18 protein-coding genes and 1 other RNA gene are annotated in these 19,024 nt (G+C 54.4%); 14 read left to right on the top strand and 5 right to left on the bottom strand.

Annotation, left to right across the window (positions count from 1 at the left end; genetic code table 11):
• Positions 1-2 precede the first annotated feature (2 nt).
• From HRU87_RS04150 to dnaE, 4 genes are read left to right on the top strand one after another with little or no spacing between them, the layout of a single operon-like run.
• Positions 3-653, top strand: a complete 651-nt coding sequence (locus tag HRU87_RS04150) for a DivIVA domain-containing protein (protein ID WP_173493675.1) — start codon at positions 3-5, stop codon at positions 651-653.
• Positions 640-1,134, top strand: a complete 495-nt coding sequence (gene lspA, locus HRU87_RS04145; RefSeq protein ID WP_173493674.1) for a signal peptidase II — start codon at positions 640-642, stop codon at positions 1,132-1,134. The genes HRU87_RS04150 and lspA overlap by 14 nt, the downstream gene beginning before the upstream one ends.
• Positions 1,124-2,059, top strand: a complete 936-nt coding sequence (locus HRU87_RS04140; RefSeq protein ID WP_213086376.1) for an RluA family pseudouridine synthase — start codon at positions 1,124-1,126, stop codon at positions 2,057-2,059. The genes lspA and HRU87_RS04140 overlap by 11 nt, the downstream gene beginning before the upstream one ends.
• 32 nt (positions 2,060-2,091) lie before the next feature.
• Positions 2,092-5,583, top strand: coding sequence for a DNA polymerase III subunit alpha (gene dnaE / locus HRU87_RS04135; RefSeq protein ID WP_173493672.1), 3,492 nt, complete (start codon positions 2,092-2,094; stop codon positions 5,581-5,583).
• On the opposite strand, the gene HRU87_RS04130 is transcribed toward dnaE, so the two are convergent.
• On the bottom strand, positions 5,580-6,101 hold the full coding sequence (locus HRU87_RS04130) for a flavin reductase family protein (protein WP_173493671.1): 522 nt from the start codon (positions 6,099-6,101) through the stop codon (positions 5,580-5,582). The two genes, dnaE and HRU87_RS04130, sit on opposite strands and share 4 nt — an antisense overlap.
• A 48-nt stretch (positions 6,102-6,149) precedes the next feature.
• Here HRU87_RS04130 and hisD point away from each other — a divergent pair, with 48 nt between their 5' ends.
• Genes hisD through HRU87_RS04115 form a run of 3 tightly spaced genes read left to right on the top strand, consistent with a single transcriptional unit; the run spans position 6,150 to position 8,892 of the window.
• The gene (hisD, locus tag HRU87_RS04125) at positions 6,150-7,457 is read left to right on the top strand and encodes a histidinol dehydrogenase (protein ID WP_173493670.1); all 1,308 of its coding nucleotides are present in this window, start codon (positions 6,150-6,152) and stop codon (positions 7,455-7,457) included.
• Positions 7,457-7,900 carry a transcriptional regulator NrdR gene (nrdR, locus tag HRU87_RS04120; protein WP_173493669.1) on the top strand — a complete coding sequence of 148 codons (444 nt, stop codon included), beginning with the start codon at positions 7,457-7,459 and terminating at the stop codon, positions 7,898-7,900. Before hisD ends, nrdR begins: the two co-directional genes overlap by 1 nt.
• Complete coding sequence (locus HRU87_RS04115; protein WP_173493668.1) at positions 7,900-8,892, top strand: quinone-dependent dihydroorotate dehydrogenase; 993 nt, start codon at positions 7,900-7,902, stop codon at positions 8,890-8,892. Before nrdR ends, HRU87_RS04115 begins: the two co-directional genes overlap by 1 nt.
• Here HRU87_RS04115 and HRU87_RS04110 read toward each other — a convergent pair.
• Together HRU87_RS04110 and HRU87_RS04105 are read right to left on the bottom strand one after the other, a co-directional pair.
• On the bottom strand, positions 8,889-9,890 hold the full coding sequence (locus HRU87_RS04110; RefSeq protein ID WP_173493667.1) for an aldo/keto reductase family protein: 1,002 nt from the start codon (positions 9,888-9,890) through the stop codon (positions 8,889-8,891). The genes HRU87_RS04115 and HRU87_RS04110 overlap by 4 nt on opposite strands.
• Before the next feature lie 5 nt (positions 9,891-9,895).
• A complete protein-coding gene (locus HRU87_RS04105) occupies positions 9,896-10,441 on the bottom strand; it encodes a DUF3043 domain-containing protein (protein WP_173493666.1) in 546 nt (181 codons plus the stop codon).
• A 35-nt stretch (positions 10,442-10,476) separates the two neighbouring features.
• On the opposite strand from HRU87_RS04105, the gene HRU87_RS04100 reads away from it, so the two are divergent.
• From HRU87_RS04100 to ssrA, 7 genes are all read left to right on the top strand, one after another.
• A complete protein-coding gene (locus HRU87_RS04100) occupies positions 10,477-11,877 on the top strand; it encodes a M20/M25/M40 family metallo-hydrolase (protein ID WP_173493665.1) in 1,401 nt (466 codons plus the stop codon).
• 27 nt (positions 11,878-11,904) lie between these two features.
• Positions 11,905-12,246: an iron-sulfur cluster insertion protein ErpA gene (gene erpA / locus HRU87_RS04095; RefSeq protein WP_173493664.1), complete on the top strand. Its 342-nt coding sequence runs from the start codon at positions 11,905-11,907 to the stop codon at positions 12,244-12,246.
• Between the two features lie 79 nt (positions 12,247-12,325).
• Positions 12,326-13,180 (top strand): aa3-type cytochrome oxidase subunit II, encoded by an 855-nt coding sequence (gene ctaC / locus HRU87_RS04090; protein ID WP_173493663.1) that lies wholly within the window; start codon positions 12,326-12,328, stop codon positions 13,178-13,180.
• Between the two features lie 41 nt (positions 13,181-13,221).
• Positions 13,222-14,877, top strand: coding sequence for an aa3-type cytochrome oxidase subunit I (ctaD, locus tag HRU87_RS04085; RefSeq protein ID WP_484463054.1), 1,656 nt, complete (start codon positions 13,222-13,224; stop codon positions 14,875-14,877).
• On the top strand, positions 14,877-15,290 hold the full coding sequence (locus HRU87_RS04080) for a cytochrome c oxidase subunit 4 (protein WP_173493661.1): 414 nt from the start codon (positions 14,877-14,879) through the stop codon (positions 15,288-15,290). Before ctaD ends, HRU87_RS04080 begins: the two co-directional genes overlap by 1 nt.
• A 6-nt stretch (positions 15,291-15,296) precedes the next feature.
• Positions 15,297-15,851: a cysteine hydrolase family protein gene (locus HRU87_RS04075; protein WP_173493660.1), complete on the top strand. Its 555-nt coding sequence runs from the start codon at positions 15,297-15,299 to the stop codon at positions 15,849-15,851.
• Between the two features lie 76 nt (positions 15,852-15,927).
• Positions 15,928-16,300, top strand: a transfer-messenger RNA (tmRNA) gene (ssrA, locus tag HRU87_RS04070).
• Between the two features lie 50 nt (positions 16,301-16,350).
• Here the strand turns inward: ssrA and qcrB are convergent.
• On the bottom strand, positions 16,351-18,000 hold the full coding sequence (qcrB, locus tag HRU87_RS04065; protein WP_173493659.1) for a cytochrome bc1 complex cytochrome b subunit: 1,650 nt from the start codon (positions 17,998-18,000) through the stop codon (positions 16,351-16,353).
• A 4-nt stretch (positions 18,001-18,004) separates the two neighbouring features.
• A complete protein-coding gene (gene qcrA / locus HRU87_RS04060) occupies positions 18,005-19,021 on the bottom strand; it encodes a cytochrome bc1 complex Rieske iron-sulfur subunit (RefSeq protein ID WP_173493658.1) in 1,017 nt (338 codons plus the stop codon).
• Between the last annotated feature and the right edge of the window lie 3 nt (positions 19,022-19,024).

Below are 19,024 nucleotides of genomic sequence, written 5' to 3'. Positions count from 1 at the left end.
CAATGGCGCTGACGCCCGAAGAAGTGGTCAACAAGAGATTTACAATCGTAAAATTCCGCGAGGGATACGACCAAGATGAGGTAGACGACTTCCTAGATGAGGTGGTAGTTGAGCTCCGTCGCATCGCGACCGAAAACGATGAGCTGAAGCAGCGCCTTGAAACCGCACAGACCAAGTCCAGTGAGGCAATGCCTCCGGTTCAGGATTTCCCAGTTGCTCCGGTAATCGCAGCGGCCATTCCAAGCGCCGCTGATGCCAACAACTCCCACAGTCTGCTAGAGCTTGCTCGCAAGCTACACGAGGAGCACGTTCGCGAAGGACTAACTAAGCGCGACCAGCTCATTCGTGACGGCCAGGAAAATGCTGCTCGTTTGGTCCGCGACGCCGAGGCCACTGCGCGGGCAATCATCGGTCAGCTTGAACTGGACCGCAAGGCTATTGAAAACACAATTGACGAACTGAGAATCTTCGAACACGACTACCGTGGTCGTCTGCGTGAATACATTGAGTCGCAGCTAACCACTCTGATTCGTGAAGAGTCTTTTGAACAGCCACTGGAAGCTGCTGCGCAGATCGAGTTGCTGGCCGTGTCGGAGCCTGAGCTCGAAGAGTTAGAGGAAGAGGAAGACGAAAAAGCAAGTGAGCGCGACTAGCGCGCGCAAAATTGCCTTCTTCTCGATTGCCCTAGTGGTCATTCTCTTTGATCAGTTGACCAAAGAGTTAGCAATCGCATTCTTGCAACCCGGATTTTCTAAGCCATTCATCGGTGAACTTGTTCAATTTCGACTGGCGTTCAACGACTCGGCGGCGTTCTCGCTGGGAGTCGGTGCAACCTGGGTGCTGGCAATAATCGCGATTATTGCCGTGCTGGTTCTAATTTGGTTTGGCCCCAAGGCTAAGACTTTGGTTTGGAGCGTTATTTCAGCATTTGTCCTCGGGGGAGCCGCAGGAAACCTGATTGACCGGCTCACCAGAGAACCAGGCTTCCTAAATGGCCACGTCGTTGATTTCATCCAGATACCGTTCAACTTTCCTATCTTCAACATCGCAGACTCGTTCCTGGTGATTGGGGTGAGCCTCGCCATTTTGAGAACCCTGCTGGGGGATGAACTTGGAGGCGGACGTGCAGAGTAAGTTTTTGCCAGTCCCAGACGCCGTAGTTGGCCAAAGGGCTGATGCGGCAATCTCAAAAATGCTGGGCATCAGCCGCACGCAGGCCGCCGAGATGTTAGAAGCGGGCGAGGTTCTGCGCCAGGGGGCAAGTGTCGGAAAATCGGACCGCTTACAAGCAACCGATGTTATTGAAGTGCTGCTGGTTGAGAAAGTGTCGGGGCTAGAAGTTGTTGCTCAGGACGTTGGAGAGCTCAAGGTTATTTTTCAAGATGACCACATAGTGGTTATCGACAAACCAAGCGGGGTTGTTTCTCATCCCTCACAGGGGTTTGTTGGACCCTCGGTGCCGGGGGTGCTTTTAGCCCGCGGTATTCAGTTATCTACTTCAGGGGCCCAAGAGCGTCAGGGTATAGTTCAGCGACTGGATGTTGGCACAAGTGGACTTATGGTTTTGGCTAAGTCTGAGCGGGCGTATTCAGTCCTCAAGCAAGCCTTCAGGGATCGTAACGTGCAGAAGACCTACCACGCCTTGGCGCAGGGTCACCCGGAGCCCTTGCAGGGCACTATCGACACGCCAATCGCCCGAAGCACCAAGCACGATTACAAATTCACCATTTCTCCGGATGGAAAGCCGTCCGTGACGCATTACAAGACCATCGAGATGCTCCCGGCTGCCGCCCTTCTGGAAATCGGCTTGGAGACTGGCAGGACCCACCAGATCAGGGTCCACATGTCTCATTTCCGCCACCCGCTGGTTGGGGATCCGCTCTACGGGGCAGATCCAAAGCTGGCTAGCGCGTTGGGTCTTGACAGGCAGTGGCTGCACGCGGTCAAACTGGGATTTCAGCATCCGATAAGCGGTGCGGAGCTAGAGTTTGAAAGCGAGTATCCGACTGATTTGAAACTCGCCCTAGACCGTCTCAGGGAAGTCACCTTTCGGTTTTAGGCTGTAGTTTCTCCCATGGAAAGAGCAGGTAAATGAGCGATTCGTTCGTCCACCTGCACAATCACACCGAATACTCCATGCTCGATGGGGCAGCTCGAATCAAGCAGCTGATTGCCAAGGCAGTGAGCCTTGGAATGCCTGCGATCGCGATGACTGACCACGGGAACACCCATGGCGCCTACGAGTTCTGGAAGCAGGCAACCAGCCAGGGAATCAAGCCAATCATTGGCATTGAGGCATACCTAGCACCTGGTTCACGCAGGGAGAAAACCAAGGTGCGCTGGGGAGATGGCGGAGACGACGACGTCTCCGGTGGCGGCGCCTACAGCCACATGACCATGTGGTCGACCGATAACGCTTCAATGCAGAACTTATTTCGGCTCTCCTCCGAAGCCTATTTGTCCGGCTACTACTTCAAGCCGCGCATGGATCGTGAACTGCTGGCGAAGTACGGCAAAGGCTTGATTGCCACCACCGGTTGTCCAGGTGGCGAGGTGCAGACGAGATTGCGGCTTGGTCAGTACAAGGAGGCGGTGGAAACCGCAGCTGAATTTAGAGACCTATTCGGAGAGGGAAACTTCTTTGTGGAGCTCATGGATCACTCTCTGGCCATTGAGAAACGGGTTCGGGATGATCTGCTGAAACTCGCTAGAGAGCTGAATCTTCCGCTGGTTGCAACAAATGACCTGCACTACACCGAGCAAGCGGATGCGGTTGCTCACGACGCTCTGCTGTGTGTCCAGGTTGGCTCGAATCTGTACGACCCAAACCGTTTCAAGTTTGAGTCGCAGGAGTACTACCTAAAGTCCGCCGAGCAAATGCGGGAAATTTTCAAAGAGGTGCCAGAGGCTGCGAGCAACACGCTCTTGATTGCGGAGCGCTGCCAGGTTGACTTCGAAAAACGCGACCTCATGCCGCGCTTTCCAGTCCCAGAGGGGGAGACGGAGAGTGGCTGGTTTGAAAAGGAGGTTTGGCGGGGAATGCAGCGCCGTTTCCCAAATGGCTTCTCGGAAAAGCATCGTGAGCAGGCGAAGTACGAAATTGAAGTGATCGACAAGATGGGATTCCCCGGCTACTTCCTGGTGGTTGCGGACTTTATCGGTTGGGCGAGGGATCAGGGCATCAGGGTCGGTCCGGGCCGAGGATCAGCAGCTGGATCCCTGGTTTCCTACGCCATGGGCATCACAGAGCTTGATCCTCTTGAGCACGACCTTATTTTCGAGCGGTTTTTGAACCCAGAGCGACTTTCGATGCCTGATATCGATGTTGACTTTGACGACCGCAGGCGCCCCGAAGTCATTCGCTACGTCACGGAAAAGTATGGTGATGACCGAGTGGCGCAAATCGTCACGTTTGGAACCATCAAGGCGAAGCAGGCCCTCAAGGATGCCGCCCGAGTCCTCGCAATGCCCTACTCGGTTGGTGAGAAGCTGACCAAGGCAATGCCCCCGATGGTTTTGGGTCGCGACGTTTCGCTCAATGAACTAATAGATCCATCAGCAGAGCGCTATTCCGAGGCTGCCGAGTTTCGTGAAATTTTGGCCACCGATGAGGAAAGCCAGAAGGTATTCGATCTAGCCCAGGGCCTGGAGTCGCTGAAGCGCCAGTGGGGCGTTCATGCCGCCGGTGTGATCATGTCCGCCGAGCCACTGATGGATGTCATCCCAATCATGAAGCGCGAAGAGGATGGCGCAATAATTACCCAGTTTGACCAGCCACCCTGTGAATCACTGGGCCTTTTGAAGATGGACTTTCTGGGCCTGAGAAACCTCACGGTTCTCGACGATGCCCTGGAAAACATTCGGAGCAACCGTTCGGAAAACGTAGTCCTGGAGACCCTGGATCTAAACGCCGATGAGAAGACCTTCGAGCTGCTTTCAAGGGGCGACACCTTAGGTGTGTTTCAGCTTGATGGCGATGCTATGCGCCAACTGCTTAGGCTCCTAAAGCCAACAGAGTTTGAGCACATCTCGGCCGTTATTGCCCTTTATAGACCCGGCCCCATGGGAATGAACTCCCACATCAACTATGCCCAGCGCAAAAATGGCCTCCAGCAATCCGAAGGTGTTCACCCTGAGCTGACGGAACCGCTGAGTGAAATTTTGGATCCCACCTACGGCCTGATTGTTTATCAGGAGCAGGTCATGGCAGCAGCTCAAAAGGTCGCTGGCTACACACTCGGTCAAGCGGACCTGCTCCGAAGAGCGATGGGTAAGAAAAAGCCGGAAGAACTGGAGAAGCAGTTCGAGATTTTCAGTTCGGGGATGAAGGCCGGTGGATTTAGCGAATCCGCTATTACCGCCCTATGGGACACTCTGCTTCCTTTTGCTGATTATGCCTTCAACAAGGCGCACTCGGCAGGTTACGGAGTCTTGAGCTACTGGACCGCCTACCTGAAGGCCAACTACCCTGCCGAGTACATGGCTGCGCTGCTTACATCGGTCGGGGATAGCAAAGACAAGCTTGCGGTTTACCTCAATGAGTGCAGACGCATGGGTATTCGAGTCCTGCCGCCAGATGTGAACCAGTCCATCGGCGTCTTTGCCGCGGTCGGCGATGATATCCGCTTTGGTTTGGAGGCAGTTCGCAACGTTGGCCGCAACGTGGTCGATTCCATCGTTGAGGCTCGCAGGGGCGCCAAGTTTGAATCTTTCCAGGATTACCTAACTCGGGTTCCAGCTCACGCCGCGACCAAGCGGGTGGTCGAATCGCTAATTAAAGCGGGGGCCTTTGATTCGCTTGGACACACCAGGCGCGCTCTGATAGCCATTCACGAGGAGGCCATCGATTCTTCTGCGGTTCTGAAGCGTCAAGCACTCAGTGGCCAGGTGGACCTGTTTGGCGGATTCTTCGATGAGGATCCGGCCATGATTCCGATTCCAAATCTCCCCGAGTGGACCAAGCGAGATTTACTGGCCCACGAGCGCGAAATGCTTGGGCTGTATGTTTCTGATCACCCGCTGGCCGGGCAGGAGGCGCTGCTTCTTCGGCATTCGGACATGGGAACTATCGCACTCAAAGAAAGTGCCATAAAGGACGGCGAAACCGTCACGATCGCAGGGCTTATCACTCAGGTGCAGCACAAGGTAGCCCGCACCAGTGGCAATCCCTATGGCCAAGTGGTCGTAGAGGACTTTTCCGGCGAGATTTCCATCATGTTCATGGGCAAGACCTACCTGGAAAACAAGGAGCTCTTGAGGGCTGACCAAACGGTTTCGGTGCGCGGTCGTGTTTCGCGCCGCGATGAAGAGATTATGCTTCAGGCCTTTTCCATCGAGGTGCTCGAGGCCGGCCGAGAGCAGGGTGGTGTTGTCGTGATCCAGGTCAGAGAGGCTCTCGCCACCAAAACCAGACTTCAGCAGCTAACAGAGATTCTCGGGAGACACCCAGGTCCGGTTGAGGTTCAAATTCGGCTCCAAAACGGTGGCGAATCAAAACATTTCTTGCTGCCCCAGCGCGTTGCGGTCGGTCACGACCTGTTCGGCGAAATTAAGGCCCTCATGGGCCAAGATTCGGTCAGCTAGTCGTTATCAGCTAGGCGTTCGGTCGCCGTTAGGTATCCGCGACGGTAGTAAAGCAGTGGGCGGGCATCCTGATTACCCTCGGTGCCGCGAAGAATGTCTAAGATGACCACGGCATTGGCCTCAACTTCAATTCGCTGCCGAATCGTTCCAACTAGAACGCCGCTGGCCTGCGGGAAGATTGGTAGCGAGTCTTCTAGAACGTAATCCTGCTGCAGAAAACGGTTTTCCTTCGGCCCGGCCATTCGTTGAGCAAGCTCTAGGTTTTTGGCGCAGAGCGTGTGGAGGGCAACCTTTCGGCCAACAATCAGATGCTCATAGCTTGATGAACCACGAGCGATGTTGAACGAAACCAGCGGGGGAGTAGAACCCAACGAGGTGACGGAGGTGGCAGTAAAGCCAATTGGCTCATTGGACTCCGTGTGCGAAGTGATTATCGCGACACCGGAAGCGTGTAAACGGAATGTGGCTCGCAGCGCATCTGAACCGAACGCGGTGAAGTTTAGGTTTTCTTGACTCATCTCCCGATAAGGTTAGGGCATACTTCTTCCCCTGAAAACCGAGGAATCGTGCGCATAGTTGAACTTGAGGGCCCAATTACCCAAGAGCTCGTGAGGGAAAAGCTGCCAAGAGCCAGTGTCAGCGTTTCGGCCGCGCTGGAGAGTGTGCTTCCCCTAATTCACGAGGTTCAAACGGAGTCTTTAGTCGCTTTGAAACGCCATGCACAAGCCTTCGACGGGGTGATACCCGAAAGCTTCAGGGTTAGCGAGGCACAGCTATCTGATGCACTCAACGCTATTGATCCGGCACTCAAAACAGCCATTGAGACCGCAATTGAACGGGTCAGGAAAGTTTCAGAGGCCGCACTGCCAGAGGGGTTTGAGGTGGAGCTTGGCCAGGGGGCAAAGGTTGCGCAGCGCTATGTACCGGTCGATTCCGTCGGACTCTACGTCCCTGGTGGAAAAGCTGTCTACCCGTCGAGCGTGATCATGAATGCGGTGGCCGCCCAGGTGGCTCGGGTTCCTAGAATCGCAATCGCTTCTCCCGCCCAAAAAGATTTTGATGGCTCACTGCATCCTTCAATTCTCGCCACCGCAGCCCTGCTGGGCGTCACTGAGGTTTACGCAATTGGCGGGGCCAGCGCTGTTGCGGCCTTTGCATACGGTGTTCCTGAGATTGATCTCAAACCGGTTCGCATGGTGACCGGGCCGGGAAATATCTACGTTGCCGCTGCAAAGCGAGCCCTGAGAGGGAAAATCGGCATCGACTCCGAGGCTGGACCTACAGAAATTCTGATTCTGGCGGACAGTTCGTCAAGTCCTAGGAGCATCGCTGCTGACCTGATTTCTCAGGCGGAGCACGATGAGAATGCTGCCGTTGTGCTTGTGACTGATTCTCACCAGTTGGCAAGGGCTGTCCAGATCGAGCTAGAGAAGCAAGTTCCCAATTTGGCCAACCGCGAGCGAATTATGGCCGCTCTCTCCGGGCAGCAGTCTGCAATTGCCGTTGTGAGCAATTTCGCGGACGCAATTTCCGTTGCCAATGAGTACGCGACTGAGCACCTGGAGATTCACACAGCCAACGATGAAGCTGTGCTAGCCCAAATTAGCAATGCGGGAGCAATTTTCATGGGTGAGTTTTCTCCAGTGAGCCTTGGTGACTACATCGCGGGGAGTAATCACGTGTTGCCCACCAGCGAGCAGGCCAAGTTTGGACCGGGTCTTGGTGTCCACAGCTTCCTGAGGCCACAGCAGGTCATTCGCTATGACCGAGGCGGTTTGTTAGAAGTCACAGATCAGCTGGTTGCTTTTGCAAATGCCGAGGGTCTCAGTGCTCATGGAGCTGCGGCTAGCATCCGTTTTGCGGAGGAGAGCTGATGCACTGTCCATTTTGTCGGCATGCTGATTCCAGGGTTATTGATTCCCGAACCTCGGATGATGGCTCAGCTATCAGAAGACGCCGCCAATGTCCAGAGTGTCAAAAACGCTTCACAACCCTTGAGACCGCAAGCCTTATGGTCACCAAGCGAAGTGGTGTCACCGAAGCGTTCTCCCGAGACAAAATAGTTTCTGGTGTTCGCAAGGCTTGCCAGGGGCGACCTGTCACCGACGCAGATCTTGCGTTGCTCGCGCAGCAGGTTGAAGAGACCCTGCGCTCCAGCGGGGCTGCTTCGATTGAGGCTCAGGACATCGGCCTTGCAATCCTCGAACCTTTGCGGCAGTTGGACCACGTCGCATTCATGCGATTTGCCTCGGTGTACCAGGCTTGGGATTCTCTGGATGACTTCGAAAAGGCCATTGGCGAGCTCCGGGACAACTAATGTATCGGCTACTTTTCAATTTGTTTTTCAAACCGCTCGACCCCGAACTCTCCCACCAGATCGGTGAGAAGGTGCTGAAATTAGCCTTCAAGCTGAGAATCATTAGACCTCGACCTGCAAATTCCAAGTTCTCCGTGATGGGTCTGGAGTTTGATAATCGCCTTGGTTTGGCAGCCGGTTTCGATAAGAACGCCAAGCTGGTCCGCCCTATGCACGCCCTTGGATTTGGGCACGTTGAGCTGGGAACTGTGACACCGCTGCCGCAACCGGGCAACCCAAAACCCAGAAGCTTCCGAGTCCCAGAACACAACGCACTGATAAACCGCATGGGATTCAATAACGACGGGGCTGCCGTCATCGCTGATCGAGTGCTCAGGCTTCGAGCCGAAAACGTACCCCTCCCTGTAATCGGCATCAACGTTGGTAAGAACAAATGGGTTGAGGCCTCGGCGGCTGCGGATGACTATCGCACCTGCACTCGTTTAGTTGCCCAAGCCGCTGATTACCTCGCAGTCAATGTCTCATCACCGAACACGCCGGGACTTCGGGATTTGCAGCAGGTTGAAACACTCCGCCCAATTCTTGAGGCGGTGATTGAGGAGTCTCTGGGGAAGCCGGTTTTGCTCAAATTGGCCCCCGACCTTGCTGATGAAGACTTCATTGCCGCACTGAACTTGGTTAGAGATTTGAAGTTGGCGGGGGTGATTCTCGCCAACACCACCATTCGAAGGGATGGAGTTGGCAACTCTGAGGTTCTAAAGGAGGTCGGTGGCCTGAGCGGGCCGGTCTTAGCATCGCGCGCCAAAGAGATGCTGGTAGCCGCAAGAGGTCAGCTCGGTCCTGGTTTCACCATAATTTCCGTCGGCGGAGTGAGCAATCCGCAGGAAGCCAAAGAGCGAATCGAACTAGGCGCTGATTTGGTCCAGGTTTACACCGGTTTTATCTATGGTGGTCCACTTTGGCCCGCGAGACTTGCGAGATCCCTCCACTAGCAGAGGCGCCCCTCGGGGCTTTTGGTTTTCGCAGGGTCGCGTTCTATCAATTCACCCAAAACTTCGTCGACTTTGGCCATGATTTCTGCCGGAATTTCGACCCCGGAAGCCTCGATGTTGGAGATTATCTGCTCGGGCTTTGAGGCTCCGACAATCGCGCCTGCCACATTGGGGTTCTGAAGGACCCAGGCAATCGCAAACTGCGCCATGTTGACGCCGAGCTCTTCAGCGAGCGGCTTTAGCTTTTGCACGGCCGTGAGGGTTTCATCGCTCATAAATTTTTCAATAATTGATGAGAGCTCAGGGTCGGCGGCGCGGGAACCGGCCGGGGCAGGAACTCCGGGAAGATACTTGCCGGTTAGAACACCTTGGGCCATGGGGGACCAGACAATCTGGCTCAGCCCAAGCTCTTGGGAAGTTGGGATTACCTGCTCCTCAATAACCCTCCACAGCATTGAATACTGCGGCTGATTGGAGATCAGCCGGAATCCAAGCTGCTGCGCTAAGAGTTGTCCCTCGCGGATTTGTTCGGCGTTCCATTCAGAGACACCGACGTAGAGGACTTTGCCCATCCGCACTAGGTCGCCAAACGCTTGCATGGTTTCCTCGAGCGGGGTTTCGTAATCAAATCTGTGAGCCTGGTAGAGGTCGACGTAATCGGTTCCCAGCCGCTTCAGGGAACCGTTTATGGACTCCATGATGTGCTTTCGGCTCAATCCAGTGTCGTTTGGGCCCTTTTCGGAAACTGGCCAGTAGACCTTGGTTAGAATTTCCAATCCCTCCCGGCGAAGGCCTTTGAGCGCAGTGCCCAAAACCGTTTCCGCAGCCTGGTTGGCATAAACGTCGGCGGTGTCAAAAGTAGTCACACCGTGGTCGAAAGCCGCCCGCACGGTGCTAATGGCAGCCTCGTCCGCGATTTGCGAGGCATGGGTGAGCCAGTTTCCGTAAATAATTTCGGAGACTTTGAAACCTGAATCCCCAAGGTAGCGGTGTTTCATTGGTATTACCTTTCTAGCTTGGTGAAGCGAGCGACCTGGGGCTTAGGGATTCTTAGTGATCGCATCTGGATGGAGCGCATTGCCCCGTACCAGCCAAGGCCACCCTCGAGCTTGTCGGAACCGAATTTCTTAGCCGCACGCTTTTTCACCATGCGAGAAACAAACCAAGCGTCAATCGCCACTACGGCAAACAGTCCCCACATCGCGAATAGCGTCACCAGCTGAACGGTGTAGGAATCGATGAAGGTCGCCAAAACGACCAAAAACAGAGACGGAAGCACAAGTTCGCCAGCGGTGAATCTCGCGTCTACCAAATCCCGCACATAGCGGCGTTGCGGTCCACGGTCTCGCAGCGTCAGGTAGCGCTCATCGCCGGCCATCATGCCTTCACGAGCCTTGTTGCGCTCCTCACGAACCTTTTGGCGGGCTGCGGCCTTAGCCTCTTTGCTTCGGTCACCAACCAAAGGCTTCTTCCTCGCCTCCTCCTGGAGCTTTCTAGGGGGAGTGGGGCGGCCTTTTTTGCCTGGTTCTGGGCTCTGTGATTCCGACATCGTCACCTTTCAGGATATGCCACTAGATTAGCGGCATGGCACCGCACAACTTACCCTTGGACCACACCTTGGAGCCCGAGGCCCAGGCATTTGTGGCAGACAACTTTGAGTCCGCGCTTGAGGTACTGAGTGACCTCGTCGCAATACCGGGCATCGCGTGGCCTGCGTTTGACCCGCAACAGCTAGAGATCTCGGCCAAGACGGTTGCAGCCCTGTTTGAAGAACTAGATTTTTTTGACTGGGTCAAGGTCACTCGTTCAAACAAGCCAAATGGTGAAGCGGGTTCGCCGGCTGTGTTGGCGAGGCGCTCGGCAAAAAATGGAAAGCCGCACGTTCTGCTCTATGCCCACCACGACGTTCAACCCCCTGGAGAAGAGTCACTGTGGGAAACCCCACCCTTTACCGCAACCAGAGTTGGTGACCGGCTTTTTGGGCGCGGCGCCTCGGATGACAAAAGCGGTATTGTCACCCACCTTTACGCCATTAAGACTCTCCAGCAACTGAGCTCAGATCCAGATCTCGGCGTGACTCTGTTCATCGAGGGCGAGGAAGAGGCGGGGTCAGAATCTTTTGATAGTTTCCTGGAGGACAACCTGGAAGAGCTTCAGGCGGATCTAATCATCGTCGCCGATAGCGGTAACTGGACCGAGGACACTGCGGCCCTGACCACCAGCCTCAGGGGAGTGGTCTCCCAGACTTTCACAATCAAGACCCTCGATCACGCAGTTCATTCCGGCATGTTTGGGGGTCCGCTACCAGATGCCACAACCGTAATGATCAAGCTTTTGGCCACCTTGGTCGATGACCAAGGAAACGTCGCTGTTGCGGGTTTGCACTCTGTCCCAGTCGCTGACTTACCCTACGACTTGGAAACTTTCCGTAAGCAGGCGGGTCTGCTTGGTGGTGTGAGTCCGTTGGGCAGTAAGTCCCTGCTTCAGCACACCTGGGGAGAGCCGGCGGTCACTGTAATTGGCCTAGACACCCCGGCTGTCGCAACCTCTTCGAATACTGCCCAACCACAGGTCACCGCAAGGGTTTCACTCCGAATCGCTCCGGGAGAAGATCCAACCTATGCGCTTGGACGGCTCAGAGAGCACCTAGAGAAAAACGTTCTTTTCGGGGCAAAGATCGAATTCGGCCACGCCGAACAGGGTCCCGGATACCTTGCCCGCGAGGGCTGGGCCAGCGAGGCAGCCCATGAGATTTTCTCGAGAGTATGGCCAAAACCGTCCGTGAATTTTGGAATTGGCGGCTCGATCCCCTTCATCGCAACGTTCGCAGAGCGCTTCCCGGAGGCTCAAATTTTGGTGACAGGGGTTGAGGAGCCAGATTCCCGGGCTCATTCACCCAATGAGTCACAGCACTTGCCAACCCTGCAGAGGGCGATGGTGTCGGAAGCGCTACTGCTTCTTCATGGGAATCGTTTAGGCAAATAAACGTTAAACTTGATAACGGAGGCAAAAATGACTGAAGCAACAAAGCACGGTGTAGTTCTCACGGAGACTGCAGTATCCAAGGTTAAGACTCTTCTGTCGGCTGAGGGTCGGGATGATTTGCGCTTGAGGGTTTCCGTTCAACCGGGTGGCTGCTCTGGGCTCATCTACCAGCTGTTCTTCGACGAGCAACTCGAAGAAATGGACGCTGTGGTGGATTTTGGCGGGGTAGAGGTTGTAGTTGACGCGATGAGCGTCCCATACCTTGACGGTGCTTCCATCGATTTTGAGGACTCAATTCAAAAACAAGGTTTCACAATTGACAACCCAAACGCAGCGAACAGCTGTGCATGTGGCGATTCTTTTAGCTAAAAAGCCCAAAACCTCGGTGTTTTCAAGAGCCTTTGGGATTAGAATTTAGCCAATACTGCAATGCCCGAAGGATGTTTCATTGAGTAAGAATCGACGTCGTTTCTCGGCCGCCGCCATTTTGGCCTCTAGCGCCGTGCTGCTCGCGGGTTGCACCCCTGAGGCTCAGCGCGGCTATCTCCCAGATGCCTCTGGTGTAACCAACCACACTGATCGAATCATTGGGCTCTGGACCACTTCGTGGATCGTATTGCTGCTAGTGGGTTTGCTTTCCTGGGCTCTGATGGCATGGGCGCTAGTTGTTTATCGTCGCCGCAAGGGTGAGACTGGAATGCCAGCCCAGCTGCGCTACAACATGCCGATTGAGACTCTTTTTACCGTCATCCCGCTGATCCTGGTTATGGGATTCTTCGCATTTACCGCCAGAGACATGCAGGCCATCGAGGCAAAGACTGAGAACCCTGATGTCACTATCGGGGTTATCGGAAAGCAGTGGAGCTGGGACTTCAACTACGTGGACGAGAACGTCTACTTCTCGGGTATTCAGGCCCAATTCACTGGCGAGGAAGAGAACATCTCGGAGACCCTGCCAACGCTTTACCTGCCGGTTAACAAAACCGTTCAAATTGACTTGCACGCTCGCGATGTAATTCACTCCTTCTGGGTAATTGACTTCCTCTACAAGAAAGACATGTTCCCGGGCCGAACCAACCACATGTACTTCACTCCGACCAAGGAAGGTACTTATGCGGGTAAATGCGCAGAGCTCTGCGGCGAGTACCACTCCATGATGCTTTTCCAGGTCAAGGTCGTTTCAGAGGCCGAATACGAGGCACACATCGCTGAACTCGCTGCCAAAGGCAACGTTGGACAGCTCTCCTATGAGTACGACAGAAATCAAAATCTTCCCGGCGGCAACCCAGAGGCAAGGGGATAAGGAAAATGGCAACGACACTAACTCCTCCAGTTACCAACCCAATGAGTTTCACGCCCAAGCGTTCAAAGGGGCAGATTCTTGTTGATTGGCTAACCACTACTGATCACAAGAAAATCGGCTACCTGTACCTCATCACCTCCTTCATGTACTTCCTGATCGGTGGAGTCATGGCCCTGGTCATACGCGCCCAGCTAGCGCTTCCAGGTCTCGAGGTTGTAGCTACCAAGGAGCAGTACAACCAGCTTTTCACCATGCACGGAACAATCATGCTTCTGATGTTTGCGACTCCTCTTTTTGCGGGCTTCGCGAACGTGCTGATGCCGGTTCAAATCGGTGCCCCTGACGTGGCCTTCCCGCGCTTGAACGCAATTGCCTACTGGTTCTTTAACTTCGGAAGCTTCATCGCAGTTTCCGGGTTCTTCACTCCTCAGGGAGCCGCATCCTTCGGGTGGTTCGCCTATGCACCTCTTTCTAACACCACCTTCTCGCCGGGAATTGGTGGAGACCTGTGGGTCTTCGGCCTCGCACTGAGCGGTTTCGGAACCATTCTGGGTGGCGTTAACTTCATCACCACCATCATCACCATGAGGGCTCCCGGTATGACCATGTGGCGCATGCCAATTTTCACCTGGAACACCCTGGTAACCTCCATCCTCATCATCATGTGCTTCCCGCCACTGGCCGCAGCGCTGTTTGCCCTTGGTGCCGACCGTCAATTCGGAGCCCACATTTTTGATCCAGAAAACGGCGGAGCAATGCTCTGGCAACACCTGTTCTGGTTCTTTGGGCACCCTGAGGTTTACATCATCGCCCTGCCGTTCTTCGGAATTGTTTCGGAGATTTTCCCAGTGTTCAGTCGCAAGCCGATTTTTGGATACAAGACTCTGGTTTACGCGACGATTGCTATTGCAGCGCTTTCAATGACCGTCTGGGCTCACCACATGTATGTCACCGGTCAGGTGCTACTTCCGTTCTTCGCCTTTACGACAATGCTCATCGCCGTTCCAACCGGTGTGAAGATCTTCAACTGGATCGGTACGTTGTGGAAGGGTTCGATCACGTTTGAAACTCCGATGCTATGGAGCCTCGGTTTCTTGGTCAGCTTCGTGTTCGGTGGTTTGACTGGCGTAATCCTGGCTTCACCAGCACTTGACTTCCACCTCTCTGACAGCTACTTCGTGGTTGCCCACTTCCACTATGTGATCTTCGGCACAGTAGTCTTCGCAATGTTCGCAGGGTTCTATTTCTGGTGGCCAAAATTCACCGGCAAGATGTTGAACGAGACCTTGGGCAAGATTCATTTCTGGTTGTTGTTCATTGGCTTCCACACAACCTTCCTTGTTCAACACTGGCTCGGTGTACTTGGCATGCCACGTCGCTACGCAACCTACCTTCCTGAAGATGGATTTACCGAGATGAATCTGATCTCGACTCTTGGGGCAGCAATCCTTGCGATTTCAATGATTCCGTTCCTATGGAACGTTTTCATCACCGCTCGCAACGGCGTGAAGACCGAACTGAAGGACCCTTGGGGCTATGGACGTTCACTGGAGTGGGCTACTGAATCACCATTCCCACGTCACAACTTCCACTCGATTCCGAGGATTCGTTCGGAGTCTCCTGCCTTCGACATGAACCACCCAGAGTACGCCTCACCTGAAGCTAAAGAGTCCTACGTCAAAGAGGGGCGCATCTAATGATTACCAACGTCAGGGTCCTGCTGGTCATGGCGGCATATTTCACCATCGCCACTCTTGCCTATGGGGTATGGAGCTACCTTGAATGGGGCTACATCGAACCCATCGGAACGGCAGCAATCGGCCTGTTGATAATCCTGTCGGTCTTCATCGCCTACTACCTTTGGTCCGGAGCCAAGCGTTCTGCTCTTCTGCCTGAAGACAACCTGATGGGAAACATCGAGGATGATTCCGGTGAGGTCGGCTTCTTCTCTCCATGGAGCTGGTGGCCCTTGATGCTGGGTGCTTCCAGCGCCTTAGCCTTTGCCTCCCTGGCCGTGGGCTGGTGGATGTTCTTTATTGCCCTCCCTCTAGCTGTAGTTGCCATAGTTGGATTCGTTTACGAGTACAGCCGCGGCGCTCACGCGCACTAGGAATCTTTGTCAAGGGACCCTGTACTTCTGGTAATTGATGCCCAGGTTGGGTTTAGAGATACTAAATTTTGGGGAGGAAGTGCCAACCCTGCAGCATTAGACAACATCTCGGCGCTTGTAGCTCTATGGCGTTCGAAAAACCTGCCTATTGTCATGGTGAAGCACAATTCCAAGAATCCTGACTCACCTCTCTTCCCGGGTAGCCCTGGAAATGTTTTGGAACCTTCCCTAGATGGCCCCAGAGACGTTGTTATTCAAAAGTCTGTAAATTCCGCCTTTTATGGAACTCCTGATCTCCATCTTTGGCTCAGCAGGAGAAATTTTCGAAAGCTCGTCATTTGCGGAATAACCACTAATTTTTGCTGTGAGACGACTGCTCGCATGGCTGGAAACCTAGGGTACGAGGTCGACTTCGTCCTGGATGCAACAACGGCTTTTGATCGGGTTGACCCTGAGGGGAATGTAATCCCTGGCGCCACAATCATGCAGGTCACTGCGGCTAACCTCAACGGGGAATTTGCTACAGTTTTATCCACCGCTCAAGTTTTGAATGCAGGATAATCTCAGCTTCCATTCATTACTCCTGTTATGATTTGATGCTTGGCTAGCTGCCAAGGGTTGCTTCAAAACTAAACAAGGGGATGATCGGTTTCGACACTGCAAGGTTTTGAGTGGATGAAGCGGGTCGAGGATGCACAGTTATCTCGTAAACGATCTGTGTAAAAAAATAGGTGCCAATACAAAGCGCGCCGACTTCGCCCTAGCTGCCTAAGCTAGCCCCGAAGTCCGTCTGACTAGGTTTGATTTCGTCCTAGACCCAGACGTCATTTAGAAATCTTGCTGATTGAACGCGTCTCAGGTTCAATTGGGACTTTTACTGAGGCTGGGCTTGTCCGAGTAGTTGCTTCAGACAAATTCGGAAGCCGAGTAGAACGCCTAATGAAGCTACACCCGTAGAAGAGCCAGTCTCTTTGCAATGGACGGGGGTTCAATTCCCCCCATCTCCACGTTTATGACTAAACCCCTCAGGGATTCCCTGAGGGGTTTAGTTTTGATGGCTCTACTTAGCCGCTACCGCGCGAGGCTTTCGCTTCGGCTTTTCCTCAACGGCGGGGGCGTGGTGATCGGCATGGGCCAGCTCGTACTCTGCCTGGGAGACCGGCGCAATGCGGTCCTCGAAGTAGAAGCTGGACAGTGCAGCACGTAGTCGGGCAGAAACCGTGATAACTCCCTTTGAGTTTGGTCTTGCCATGGTTGGCTGGTAATCCTTGAAGTCAACCAGTTTCCAAAGTTCGTACTTGTCAACCGACTCGTGAACTTCAATGTACTCGCCGTGGGGGAGTCGTACCACGCGACCGGTCTCACGACCGTGCAGGGCGATCTCCCTGTCCTTACGCTGCAGCGCAATACATGCTCGCTTGGTGATCCAGAAGGCGATGACCGGTCCGATGATCGTGAGGATCTGCATCGCTACTAGAACGTGGTTGAGAGACATCTGGAAGTTGGTGGCAATCAGGTCGGTAGAAGCGCCAGCCCACAGAACGGCGTAGAAGGTAACGCCGGCAGCTCCAAGAGCGGTTCTAGTTGGTGCGTTGCGAGGACGGTCCAACACGTGGTGCTCCCTGTCGTCTCCGGTGACCCACTTCTCAACGAATGGGTAGGCCGCGACGATTGCCAGGAAGGCAAGTGAGACCACCAATGGCAGCAGAACTCCGAATGGAAGCACGATGCCGAATAGCTCTACATCCAAGCGCGAAGGAGCTAGTCGAAGGGCACCGTCCAGCCAGCCGATGTACCAGTCAGGCTGGGTTCCGGCGGAAACTGGTGATGGGTCATAAGGACCGTAGTTCCAGATTGGGTTGATGGTAAAGGTAGCCGCGATGATCATGATCACGCCGAATACCACGAAGAAGAAACCTCCAGCCTTTGCCACGTAAACGGGCATCAGCGGGTAGCCAACCACGTTGGCATCGGTCTTTCCTGGGCCTGGGTAGTGGGTGTGCTTGTGGATGATGACCATCATCAAGTGGACAGCAAGCAGGGCAATAATCACCGCAGGGATGATCATGATGTGCAGGCTGTAGAGTCTTGCAACAATCTCGGTGCCAGGGAATTCTCCACCGAATAGTCCCGAAGACACAGAAGGTCCGATGAATGGAATTGCCTTGATCATTCCGTCAATGATTCTCAGACCGTTTCCAGAGAGCAGGTCGTCGGGTAGTGAGTAACCGGTGAAACCAGCACCCATTCCGGCCAGGAACAGGAAGAATCCGACGAGCCAGTTCAACTCACGAGGCTTGCGGAAGGCACCGGTGAAGAACACTCGGAGCATGTGCAATCCAGCAGCTGCTACGAAAAGCAGAGCTGCCCAGTGGTGAACCTGGCGCATCAGCAGTCCACCACGAATGTCAAAGCTAATGTCCAGCGATGAGGCGTAGGCGATTGACATCTCCGCACCCTTCAGCGGGGCATAGCTGCCGTGGTAGTGCACCTCCGCCATTGATGGTTGGAAGAAGAAGGTCAGGAAGGTGCCCGAAATCAGCAGCACCACGAAGGAGTACATGGCCACTTCGCCGAGCATGAAGCTCCAGTGGTCCGGGAACACCTTGCGGCCAAAGTTTTTCAGGACAACGCCGACGCTGAGGCGCTCGTCTAGGTAGTTAGCTGTTCCAGCCAAGAAACCGCCGGACTTCTGTTGAGTAGTAGTCATTTAGTTACTGCCTTATGTCCCAGAATGATGGCCCTACGGGCTCAAGGAAGTCGCTCTGAGCGACGAGGTAACCCTCAGCGTCAACTGCAATTGGCAGCTGGGGGAGAGGTCTTGCGGCGGGGCCGAAGACAACCTTGCAGTGCTCTGCCAGGTCGAAAGTCGACTGGTGACATGGGCAAAGCAAGTGATGTGTGTGCTGCTCGTAAAGTGCCACGGGGCATCCTACGTGCGTGCAAATCTTTGAGTAGGCGACGATACCGTCGTAGCTCCAGTCAGCCTTTGCTGGATCTTCGTTTAGTTCGCCTGGGTTGACGCGGACGAGAAGGACAGCAGCCTTGGCTTTCTCCTCAAGTTTGTGCTCGGACTCGTTCAGCCCCTCAGGGATAACGTGGAATACAGAACCAATGGTGACTTCCGAGGCCTTGATTGGGATTCCGGTTGGATCCTTGGTCAGGCGAGTTCCCTTTTTCCACATCGTGTGCTTCAAGGTGTCACCGACCTCTGGTCCAAGGTCACCAAAAATAACGAGTGCAGGAATTGGGAAAATGGCCAACGCACCGTAGAGCGAGCGGCGAATGAGGTTTCTCCTGGTGAAACCCGACTCAGCGTCAGCGGTCTTGATAATTTCAATAGCCTTGGCTCGAGCCTCGTCAGTCGAGCGAGCCTGGTGGCGATCTTCAGAGACTTCGTGATCAGGCATCAGGGTTTTTGCCCAGTGCACGGCACCGAAACCGATTCCAAGAAGTGAAAGCGCCATGCCAACACCCATCCACAGGGCGTTGTTTCGAGTTGCGCTCAGGTCACCATCGATTATGGGGAACGCGAAGAATCCCCAAATTGCAATCAAGGCACCGATGGCCGAAACCACGAACATCACGGACACCTGAAGTTCGGCGTTCTTGGCAGCCTTTGCGCTCTTGTCGGTCAGACGCTCGCGGTGCGGCTCGATTCCAGGGTCCGCAATTGGACGCTGAATGTTCGTCGCGAGTCCGGCAGGGTAGGCCTTTTCAATGTCACTCATTCA

Origin of the sequence: Aquiluna borgnonia (assembly GCF_013283855.1) — a bacterium.
In the GTDB taxonomy this organism is placed as follows: domain Bacteria; phylum Actinomycetota; class Actinomycetes; order Actinomycetales; family Microbacteriaceae; genus Aquiluna; species Aquiluna borgnonia.
This window is presented reverse-complemented; position numbering and strand designations above follow the sequence as displayed.

Excerpts from the sequence above, each read along its gene's own strand:
- HRU87_RS04150 (WP_173493675.1), top strand. The coding sequence starts at position 3 with ATGGCGCTGACGCCCGAAGAAGTGGTCAACAAGAGATTTACAATCGTA.
- dnaE (WP_173493672.1), top strand. The coding sequence starts at position 2,092 with ATGAGCGATTCGTTCGTCCACCTGCACAATCACACCGAATACTCCATG.
- HRU87_RS04130 (WP_173493671.1), bottom strand. The coding sequence starts at position 6,101 with ATGAGTCAAGAAAACCTAAACTTCACCGCGTTCGGTTCAGATGCGCTG.
- nrdR (WP_173493669.1), top strand. The coding sequence starts at position 7,457 with ATGCACTGTCCATTTTGTCGGCATGCTGATTCCAGGGTTATTGATTCC.
- HRU87_RS04115 (WP_173493668.1), top strand. The coding sequence starts at position 7,900 with ATGTATCGGCTACTTTTCAATTTGTTTTTCAAACCGCTCGACCCCGAA.
- HRU87_RS04110 (WP_173493667.1), bottom strand. The coding sequence starts at position 9,890 with ATGAAACACCGCTACCTTGGGGATTCAGGTTTCAAAGTCTCCGAAATT.
- HRU87_RS04105 (WP_173493666.1), bottom strand. The coding sequence starts at position 10,441 with ATGTCGGAATCACAGAGCCCAGAACCAGGCAAAAAAGGCCGCCCCACT.
- HRU87_RS04100 (WP_173493665.1), top strand. The coding sequence starts at position 10,477 with ATGGCACCGCACAACTTACCCTTGGACCACACCTTGGAGCCCGAGGCC.
- erpA (WP_173493664.1), top strand. The coding sequence starts at position 11,905 with ATGACTGAAGCAACAAAGCACGGTGTAGTTCTCACGGAGACTGCAGTA.
- ctaD (WP_484463054.1), top strand. The coding sequence starts at position 13,222 with ATGAGTTTCACGCCCAAGCGTTCAAAGGGGCAGATTCTTGTTGATTGG.
- HRU87_RS04080 (WP_173493661.1), top strand. The coding sequence starts at position 14,877 with ATGATTACCAACGTCAGGGTCCTGCTGGTCATGGCGGCATATTTCACC.
- qcrB (WP_173493659.1), bottom strand. The coding sequence starts at position 18,000 with ATGACTACTACTCAACAGAAGTCCGGCGGTTTCTTGGCTGGAACAGCT.
- qcrA (WP_173493658.1), bottom strand. The coding sequence starts at position 19,021 with ATGAGTGACATTGAAAAGGCCTACCCTGCCGGACTCGCGACGAACATT.